The organism is Pseudomonas sp. UBA6310, assembly GCF_002438225.1.
Lineage (GTDB): Bacteria > Pseudomonadota > Gammaproteobacteria > Pseudomonadales > Pseudomonadaceae > Pseudomonas_O > Pseudomonas_O kuykendallii.
Window position 1 is genome coordinate 126,879 of the sequence record NZ_DJTK01000076.1, and the last position, 8,236, is coordinate 135,114.

Genomic DNA, 8,236 nt, shown 5'->3' on the forward strand with positions numbered 1-8,236 from the left:
GTGGAGAGGAAACCCCGCTACTCGCCCGGCCTGTCGGCCGACCCCGGCAATGACGCGCACTCCGGCGAGCACAGCAGTTGCGGCAGCATGTAGCTCGCCTCCCGCTCGGATGCCGCGCAGGCCAGCGGCGAACGCCCGGTGGCGCGATCGTCCCGCGCGTCGTGCCAGTAACGGGGCGGTTCGCCTTTCGAAGTGAGGCGGGCAGTCATGCCGGCATACCTCTCTAGAGATCCAGGACCAGCGGCTGGACGTCATTCTCGCTGTGCGCGGGGACTGCGCAGCAGATCAGCACGCTGTCGTCGTCCGGCAGTTCCGCGGGCGGGTTGGGGTAGTGCACCTGGCCGCTGAGGCGCCGCGTCCGGCAGGTGCCGCAGGAGCCGCCGCGGCAACTGAAGTCCGGGTTCAGCCCGCGGCTTTCCGCCAGCTCCAGCAGGCTGCCGCTCTGCGGCGTCCAGCGTGCCTCCTTGCCCGAGGCGGAGAAATACACCGGCACCGGCGCATTGGCGGGCGGCGGCTGGACCGGCGTGGCGCGTTGCCGGTCGCCCTGGCGGCGTAGCGTCGAGGGGCCGAACGCCTCGGCGTGGAGGCGCGCATCGGGAATGTTCAGGCGGCGCAAGCCGTCGTAGAGGTCCTGGGTGAAGCGGGCCGGACCGCAGAGGTAGAAGTCGTAGTCGTCCAGCGGCAGGTTGGCCTGGAGGTGCGCCAGCTCCAGCCGGCCCGGTATCTCGTAGTCCACGCCCAGCCGCGCGTTTTCGTCGGCATCGCTCAGGGCGCGCAGCAGGTGCAGCCGACCCGCCGCGCGCCGTTGCAGGTGCAGCAGTTCGCCCTGGAACGGCAGGTCCTGCAGGCGCCTGCCTGCCTGGAACAGGTACACCGGCTGGTCGCGCTGCTGGCGGGCGATCCGTTCCACCAGTTCGCGCGCCATGGACAGCAGCGGCGTGATGCCGACGCCGGCCCCCAGCAGCACCACCGGCCGCGCGTCCTCGGCGTCCAGGGTGAAGCTGCCCAGCGGATGGCGGACTTCCAGCAGGTCGCCGACGCCAAGGCGCTCGTGCAGGTGGCGCGAGGCGGGGCCCTGGGCCTTGATGCTGATGCGCAGGTGGCCGTCGGAGGGCGCGCTGGACAGGCTGTAGGTCCTGACCAGCACCTCCCCGCCGTCGAGCGTCAGGCGCAGCGGAATGTGCTGGCCCGGCAGGAAGGGCACCGCCACGCCGTCCTGTGCCTCGATGTACAGCGAACGGATGTCCGGGCTTTCCTGCTCGATCCGCGTCACGCGCCAGCGATGCCAGTGCTTGCGCTGCTCCTGCTGTTTCAGGCGCTGCTCGGCGTGGGCCCAGGTGCCGGTCATCAGGCTGGTGGGGGCGAACCCCTCGAAGTGCCAGCGGATCGAAACCGCCGCCGGGCGTCGCACCACGCGCTCCACATCGACGGTCCACAAGCGCTCGGCGCCCTCGAAGGCGACGATCAGCGGGCTCTCCAGGATCAGTTCGGTGCGGCCGCTGATCTGCAGCACGTCGCCGCTGGCGAAGTCGACGAACAGCAGCCCGGCGCGCGGGTTGCTCTGCAGGTTGCCGAGGGTGTTGAAGTGCAGGTTGCCGGCGTAGTCGGGGATGGTCAGGCGATTGCCGTCCACCTTGACGAAGCCCGGCCGGCCGCCGCGGTGGGAGACGTCCACCGAGCGTCTCCCGTCTTCGTAGGTCACGTAGCTGGCGACGAAGAAGGTGTCGGCGCTGGCGATCATCTCGGCGGCGTCCGCGTCCAGCGCGGCGAGCGCCTGGCCCGGCGCGCGGGTGGCCGGATCGCCGGCCGCCGGATCGCCGGCGGAGCGCAGGTAGGTGCGTTGCTGGATGTACTGCGGGCAATTGCCGAACGCGTGCTCCACGGCGATCTCCAGCTGCCCCGCCGAGGTCTGGGTGATCACGCCGTTGACGCGGTTGCGCCGCCGGCTGTGCAGTTCGATGCCGAGCAGACCGACCGCATCGCCTACCCGCAGGCCGGAACTGGCCGGGTCCTGCGGGTCGGGCTCGACGGCCAGCGCTAGATGCTTCGGGTCGGCGGAGGTGACGAAGCCTGGCGCGCCTTCGAGCAGCGTCGCCCAGGGCCGGCCCTCGCCATCCACCGCGCCGACGACCAGGAAAGGCAACTGCTGGTAGAAGTCGCGGTGCTGGTCAGGCAGGTAGTCGCGGATGAACTTCTGCCCGGCGACTTCCATCCGCTCGGCCACGCCGATCTTCTGCTGCAGTGCGCGTTCGCCGGCGTGCCAGGGCGAGGTGCGGTGGTTTTCCATGGCGGTCACTCCTCGAAGGGTCGTCGCGACGCGCGCGGCCGGTGGGCGGGTTCAGCCGGCGAGCAGGCCGGCGGCGGTCGGCTGCATCGGTACGAAACTGGGCAGCGCCTCGACCCTCGCCAGCCAGGCACGCAGGTTCGGGTAGGGCTCCAGCGACACGTTGCCCTCCGGAGCATGGGCGATGTAGCTGTAGTTGGCGACGTCGGCGATGGAGGGCTCGGCGCCGGCGAGGAACGGCGTCGACGCCAGCTCCGTTTCCATCACGCGGAACAGCACGTGGGCGCGGTTGATGACTTCCTCGGCGTTGAACGCCGCCCCGAACACCGTGATCAGGCGCGCCGCCGCCGGGCCGAACGCTACCTGCCCGGCGGCCACCGACAACCAGCGCTGAACCCGCGCCGCCACGACCGGCTCTTCGGACAGCCAGCGACCCTCGCCGTAGGTCTTGGCCAGGTAGACCAGGATGGCGTTGGAGTCGCTTAGGACGGTGCCGTTGTCGTCGATCACCGGAATCTGCCCGAAGGGACTCAGGGCGAGGAATTCGGGCCGCTTGTGGGCGCCCTTGGCGAGGTCGACGAAGACCCGTTCGGTCGGCAGCTCCAGCAGCGAGAGCATCAGCTCGACACGGTGGGCGTGGCCGGAAAGGGGGTGGCGGTACAGTTTGATCGGGTGCTGTGGCATGTCGGAACTCCGCATCGGTGGGCCGCATCGCGCCGGCCGGGTTGGCCGTTGCGCTGTTGGGTTCATGCTGCGCCCTGACGCGCTGGAGCAGAATCGCCACGCCGGGCAATCCATAATTTCAGTTTCCGCAATAAAGGGACGGTGCCCGCTCAGTCGCACAGCGCCGGATGCAGGCGCAGGCGCGGCACCGCGAAGTCGATGAAGGTGCGTACCCGCCCGCAGGCCTTGCGGCCTTCGCGGTAGATCAGCTGCGCCGGCAGGTCGGGCGCGACGAAGCGTTCCAGCACCGGTTCGAGCAGGCCCGCCTGCAGCTCCTGATGCGCCTCGTAGCTCAGGCAGCGGATCAGCCCCAGCCCTGAAACCGCCGCGCGGATGGCGGCCTGCTGGGTGGTGCAGGTGAGCACCGGCACATTGCGCACCGTGCGGGTGGTGGCGCCGTCATGCAGACGCCACTCGGCGCCGTGGCCCGCTTCGCTGGCGAGAAGGGTGCGATGAGCCCGCAGGTCTTCGACGTTTTCCGGGCGTCCCCAGCGCGCCAGGTAGGCCGGGGCGGCGCACATCATCGGCCTGACCCGGCCGATCGGCACCGCGAAGCCGGACGAGTCGGGCAACGGGCCGACCACCAGCGCGACGTCGATGCCTTCCTCCAGCAGCTTGGGCGGGCGTTCCCGCGCGCAGGTCGTCAGTTGCACGTCGGGAAAGGCCTCGAGGTAGGCCACCGCCAAGGGCATGAAGAGCTGATGCGCCATCAGCAGCGGCAGGGCCACCGTCAGCGGCCCCGCGATGTGGCTGTGCAGGCCCGCGGCGGAGCGCTCGGCCGCGGCGGTTTCCTCAAGGATGAGCCGGCACTGCGCGGCGAAGCGTTCGCCGACCGCATTCAGCTGGACGCCCCGAGGGCCCCGCACGAGCAGGGCGGTGCCCAGGCGAGCCTCCAGCGCCGCCAGCGTGCGCATCACGGTGGCCGGCGACAGCGCCAGGTCGCGCGCCGCCGCCGCGAGGCTGCCCGCCTGCGCGACCGCGGCGAAGACTTCCATCTGCCGGTAGCGGCTCATGGTTCAGGGTGCGCCGAGACGCTGCAACGCCGCGTCGTTCAGCAGGCGGTCATGGCAGTGATCGACGAAGGTGCGCACCCGGGCGGAGACCTGCTTGCCGCTCTGGTAGAGCACATGCACCGGCAGCGGCGGCGTGCCGAAGGCGGCCAGCACGATCTCCAGCTCGCCCCTGGCGACGGCGTCCGCGACCTGATAGGACAGCACCTGCGTGTAGCCCCAGCCCATGCGCGCCGCGTTGATCGCCGCCTGGTTGGAGCTCACCACCAGGCGCGCGTGCGGCGCCATCGTCGAGGGGCCTTCGGGGCCGTCGAAATGCAGCTCGGTGAGCAGCGTGCTGGCGGAGGACATGACCGTCTGCGCGCCCTGCAGATCGCGCGGATGGGCGGGCCGCCCGACGCGATCGAGAAAGGCCGGCGCGGCGCAGATCACCGGACGGATCTCGCCCACCTTGAGGGCGTGGAAGCTGCCTTCGGGGAGCTGTCCGATGCGGATCGCGACATCCACCGCTTCGTCGGCCAGGTTCACCAGCCGGTCGACCAGCAGCGCGTTGACCGTCACCTCGCCATGGGTGGCGAGGTACTCGGTGATCAGCGGAATCAGGAAGAGTTCGCCGAACATCACCGGGGCGGTGACCGTCAGGTTTCCACGGATGCGCAGGCTGCTGCCGGACGCCAGCTCCTCCGCTTCCTCGAGCTCCAGGAGAATGCGCCGGCAGTCTTCCACATAGCGCCGGCCCGCCTCGGTCAGGCGCAGGCTGCGGGTATTACGGGCCAGCAGCAGGGTGCCGAGGCGCTTCTCCAGGGCGGCGATGGCGCGTGTCGCACCGGGCGGCGACAGGCCCAGCAGGCGGGCGCCACCGGCGAAGCTCTCCGCCTCGGTCACCGCCAGCAGCACCTTCATTTCCTGGAACCTGTCCACCACCACCCCCGCGTCGACATCGACAGAAAGGCAGAGACTATGTCGTCGCGGAGCAAATGTCCGCTATCGATCTCGGCCACGGCCGGGTGGGACGTCGGCCCCCGGGCCTAGCGGGGAGCGCCGCGCTCCACCATCGCCCGCCATTCGCGCACGCTGGGTCTTTCCTGCATCCGCTCGTGCCATTCCCGCAGCGCGGTGCATTCGTCGGGTACCGGAAGCTTGACCAGCGCGGCGAAGATCATCCCGCCGAGCACCGCGATATCCGCCATGGAGAAGGCATTGCCCGCCACGAACGGGCGCTCCCGCAGAACGCCGTCGAAGTAGTGCATGCCCCGGATCGCCTTGTCGCGCATGCGCCCGCCCCATTCCGGATTCTGGTAGAGCTCGACCTGCGGCCCGAGCCCCGGCGTGGCGTGGTGGAAGTAAACGCTGACCGCATCGAGAAATTCGATTTCGGCGCGTTTGGTCATCATGTGGATGAGCCCTTTCTGCAGCGGTGTGTCACCCGTGAGCAGCGGATGGCCATCCAGCGCGTCGAGGTACTGGGTGATGGCCGTGCATTCCGCGAGGTAGGTGCCATCGGCCAACTCCAGCACCGGCAAGGTCCCGGAGTAGTTGATGGCGAGGAACTCGGCGGCCTTGTGCTCGCCTTTCCAGAGGTTGACCGGGACGAACTCGACGCGCGAGAGCAGGCCCTTCTCGGCCAGGGCGATGCGCACGCGGGCCGGGTAGGGACCATTGAACCAGTCGTGGATTTTCATTTGCGGAAGGGCCAGAAGGTCGATTCGCTGTGCTTCGTTACTCATGGCTTTACTCGTCTACCTGTCAGTTGGTAGGTAAATATTCGGCGCGCCCGTTGTTGCTGTCAATCCCTACCTTCCAGTTGGCAGGTAACTGGCTCGGGCGTAAACTTCGTGGTGTCGATTGGACGAGTCGAGGAGCACACCTTGGGCGACAACGCGCGGGAAGCCATCCTGGCGGCGGCGAAAACCGCGGCGCAGATGCACGGGTACAGCGGCATCAATTTTCGAAGCATCGGCGAGGCGGTGGGGATCAAGAACGCCAGCATCTACTACCACTTCGCCAGCAAGGCCGAACTCGGCGCCGCCGTCGCCGCGCGCTACTGGCAGGACACCGCCGCCGTTCTGGAAGGAATACGGACGTCGAACCCCGATCCCATTGGGTGCCTCGCGCGTTACCCGTCGATCTTTCGCAGCTCGCTGGAAGACGGCAACCGGCTTTGTCTGTCCAGCTTCATGGCCGCGGAACACGAAGACCTGCCCGAGGACGTCCAGCGCGAGGTGAGGGCGTTCGCCGACGCCAACGTGGCCTGGCTGGCCCAGGTGCTGGCGGACGCCGGCGTGGAGGGCGCGGAGCTCCGCGAGCGACGCGCGCGCGCCATTTACACCGCGGTCGCCGGCGCGCAACTGGTCGCCCGCACGCGGGGCGATATCGGTCTGTTCGACGAGCTGATCCTCAGCTACCGCGAGACGGGGTTGATCCCCACGGCGGTGGTCAAGGCATAGCGGAGTGCGCTTCGTCGTCTCGCCCGGACTCTGCCGGGGGCCCGCGGTCACACGGGAACCAAGCCAGGAGAGATGCCATGAGTGTGAAACTGAAGCGACTCGAAGGTGAAGAGATCCCGGATCAATTCAAGAAGGATGACATCGACGTGATCTTCGAGGTGACGGCGGACGATGGCAGCGTGGAGTACCGCTATTCCGACGTGGATGCCGCCAGGACGGCGGTCAATCTGAGCGAGCAGGACAAGGCGGACGGCTGATCGGCGCTGTCGCGCCGGTAACGGCGCTTCCGGGCGATGCAAATTGCACAGGGAAATCGGACCCACCATGCAATATCACCGGTCCAGCGTGCCGCAGTTGTTCAACATCTTGTTGATTATAATAGATTTATTTCGCTCGTCGGGATTGGCATGGCCCTCGCAATCTTCTTCTCACCAGCCGGCTGTTTCGACGGTTGGACAAGATAAGACCCCTGAGTCTTGCGCCTAGAGGAGATACGCAATGAACGCCATTGAACTGCTCAAGAACGATCATGTGACGGTCAAGGACCTGCTCACGCAACTCTCGGAATCGACCCAGCGCGCGGTGAAGAAACGTACCGAGCTGCTCGGTAAGCTGGAAATGGAGTTGGCCATCCACACGGCCATCGAAGAACAGATCCTTTACCCGGCCTACCGTGAGGCCGGCGGCAAGGAAGAAGAAAAGATGTACCACGAAGCCAAGGAAGAGCACCGCACGGTGGACAGTCTGGTGCTGCCCGACCTGCTGAACACCGATCCGGCCACCGTGGAGTTCGCCGCCCGCGTCAAGGTCTGCCAGGAACTGCTCGAGCACCACATCGAGGAAGAGGAAGAAGAGATGTTCCCCCAGGCCAGGAAGCTGTTGGGCGAAGACCGCCTGAACGAGCTGGGCCAGGAGATGGAGCAGATGAAGCAAAGCATGAAGAAAGAGCTCGTCAGCGCACGCCGCGCCGCCTGAGCCTCGATGCAACGAAAGCCCCGCCCATGCGGGGCTTTTTTATGGCTGCGCGGGCGAGGGCTTCAGACGCCCCTGGTGGACGGCAGCAGAACGGTGAGGATGCCGAACAGCGGCAGGAACGAGCAGAGTTTGTAGACGTACTCGATGCCGTGGATGTCGGCCAGGTGCCCGAGCAGCGCGGCACCGATGCCACCGAAACCGAACATCAGGCCGAAGAACACCCCGGCGATCATGCCGACGTTGCCCGGCACCAGTTCCTGGGCGAAGACCACGATGGCGGAGAAGGCCGAAGCGAGGATGAAGCCGATGATCATGCTCAGCACGCCGGTCCAGAACAGGTCGACGTAGGGCAGCGCCAGGGTGAACGGGGCGACGCCGAGGATCGAGAACCAGATCACCGTCTTGCGGCCGATGCGGTCGCCGATCGGGCCGCCGAAGAAGGTGCCGGCGGCGACCGCGCCGAGGAACAGGAACAGGTGCAGCTGCGAGCTGGCGATCGACAGGTCGAACTTCTCGATCAGGTAGAAGGTGAAGTAGCTGGTGAAGCTCGCCATGTAGAAGTACTTGGAGAACACCAGCAGCGCCAGCACCACCAGCGCGAATGTGACCCGCCCCTTGGACAGCCCGTGGGTGGCCCTGCCGCCGGCCTTGAGCTTGAACAGCGCGAGGTGGTTGCGATACCAGCGGCTCAGCCCGTAGAGCACCAGGATGGCGAAGGCGGCGAACAGGCCGAACCAGGCGACATGACCCTGGCCGAAGGGAATCACGATGGCCGCGGCCAGCAGCGGGCCGAACGC

General features: G+C 67.6%; 10 protein-coding genes. 3 read left to right on the forward strand and 7 right to left on the reverse strand.

Features of this window, described 5'->3' with window-relative positions:
• Nucleotides 1–17: 17 nt before the first annotated feature.
• The 6 genes from B3E91_RS19065 to B3E91_RS19090 form a co-directional block, all read right to left on the reverse strand.
• On the reverse strand, nucleotides 18–209 hold the full coding sequence (locus B3E91_RS19065) for a hypothetical protein (RefSeq protein ID WP_287031004.1): 192 nt from the start codon (nucleotides 207–209) through the stop codon (nucleotides 18–20).
• A 14-nt stretch (nucleotides 210–223) separates the two neighbouring features.
• Entirely contained in the window at nucleotides 224–2,287 is a 2,064-nt protein-coding gene (locus B3E91_RS19070; protein ID WP_287031005.1) for a pyridoxamine 5'-phosphate oxidase family protein, read from the reverse strand.
• Between the two features lie 51 nt (nucleotides 2,288–2,338).
• Nucleotides 2,339–2,968 carry a glutathione S-transferase family protein gene (locus B3E91_RS19075; RefSeq protein WP_287031006.1) on the reverse strand — a complete coding sequence of 210 codons (630 nt, stop codon included), beginning with the start codon at nucleotides 2,966–2,968 and terminating at the stop codon, nucleotides 2,339–2,341.
• Between the two features lie 149 nt (nucleotides 2,969–3,117).
• Entirely contained in the window at nucleotides 3,118–4,020 is a 903-nt protein-coding gene (locus B3E91_RS19080) for a LysR family transcriptional regulator (protein ID WP_287031007.1), read from the reverse strand.
• Between the two features lie 3 nt (nucleotides 4,021–4,023).
• Nucleotides 4,024–4,920, reverse strand: coding sequence for a LysR family transcriptional regulator (locus B3E91_RS19085; protein WP_287031008.1), 897 nt, complete (start codon nucleotides 4,918–4,920; stop codon nucleotides 4,024–4,026).
• A 125-nt stretch (nucleotides 4,921–5,045) separates the two neighbouring features.
• Nucleotides 5,046–5,744, reverse strand: a complete 699-nt coding sequence (locus B3E91_RS19090) for a glutathione S-transferase (protein ID WP_287031009.1) — start codon at nucleotides 5,742–5,744, stop codon at nucleotides 5,046–5,048.
• 141 nt (nucleotides 5,745–5,885) lie between these two features.
• Here B3E91_RS19090 and B3E91_RS19095 point away from each other — a divergent pair, with 141 nt between their 5' ends.
• The 3 genes from B3E91_RS19095 (at nucleotide 5,886) to B3E91_RS19105 (ending at nucleotide 7,439) form a co-directional block, all read left to right on the forward strand.
• On the forward strand, nucleotides 5,886–6,464 hold the full coding sequence (locus B3E91_RS19095) for a TetR/AcrR family transcriptional regulator (protein ID WP_287031010.1): 579 nt from the start codon (nucleotides 5,886–5,888) through the stop codon (nucleotides 6,462–6,464).
• A 77-nt stretch (nucleotides 6,465–6,541) separates the two neighbouring features.
• Nucleotides 6,542–6,721 (forward strand): hypothetical protein, encoded by a 180-nt coding sequence (locus tag B3E91_RS19100; protein ID WP_282339479.1) that lies wholly within the window; start codon nucleotides 6,542–6,544, stop codon nucleotides 6,719–6,721.
• Nucleotides 6,722–6,962: 241 nt separating this feature from the next.
• A complete protein-coding gene (locus tag B3E91_RS19105) occupies nucleotides 6,963–7,439 on the forward strand; it encodes a hemerythrin domain-containing protein (protein ID WP_287031011.1) in 477 nt (158 codons plus the stop codon).
• 62 nt (nucleotides 7,440–7,501) lie between these two features.
• On the opposite strand, the gene B3E91_RS19110 is transcribed toward B3E91_RS19105, so the two are convergent.
• Nucleotides 7,502–8,236 (reverse strand): MFS transporter (locus B3E91_RS19110; protein WP_287031012.1); only part of this gene is annotated, 735 nt, incomplete at its 5' end.

Bases quoted from the DNA above. Each gene is read 5' to 3' on its own strand.
- B3E91_RS19080 (WP_287031007.1), bottom strand. From the start codon at position 4,020: ATGAGCCGCTACCGGCAGATGGAAGTCTTCGCCGCGGTCGCGCAGGCG.
- B3E91_RS19100 (WP_282339479.1), top strand. From the start codon at position 6,542: ATGAGTGTGAAACTGAAGCGACTCGAAGGTGAAGAGATCCCGGATCAA.
- B3E91_RS19075 (WP_287031006.1), bottom strand. From the start codon at position 2,968: ATGCCACAGCACCCGATCAAACTGTACCGCCACCCCCTTTCCGGCCAC.
- B3E91_RS19085 (WP_287031008.1), bottom strand. From the start codon at position 4,920: ATGAAGGTGCTGCTGGCGGTGACCGAGGCGGAGAGCTTCGCCGGTGGC.
- B3E91_RS19065 (WP_287031004.1), bottom strand. From the start codon at position 209: ATGACTGCCCGCCTCACTTCGAAAGGCGAACCGCCCCGTTACTGGCAC.
- B3E91_RS19070 (WP_287031005.1), bottom strand. From the start codon at position 2,287: ATGGAAAACCACCGCACCTCGCCCTGGCACGCCGGCGAACGCGCACTG.
- B3E91_RS19105 (WP_287031011.1), top strand. From the start codon at position 6,963: ATGAACGCCATTGAACTGCTCAAGAACGATCATGTGACGGTCAAGGAC.
- B3E91_RS19090 (WP_287031009.1), bottom strand. From the start codon at position 5,744: ATGAGTAACGAAGCACAGCGAATCGACCTTCTGGCCCTTCCGCAAATG.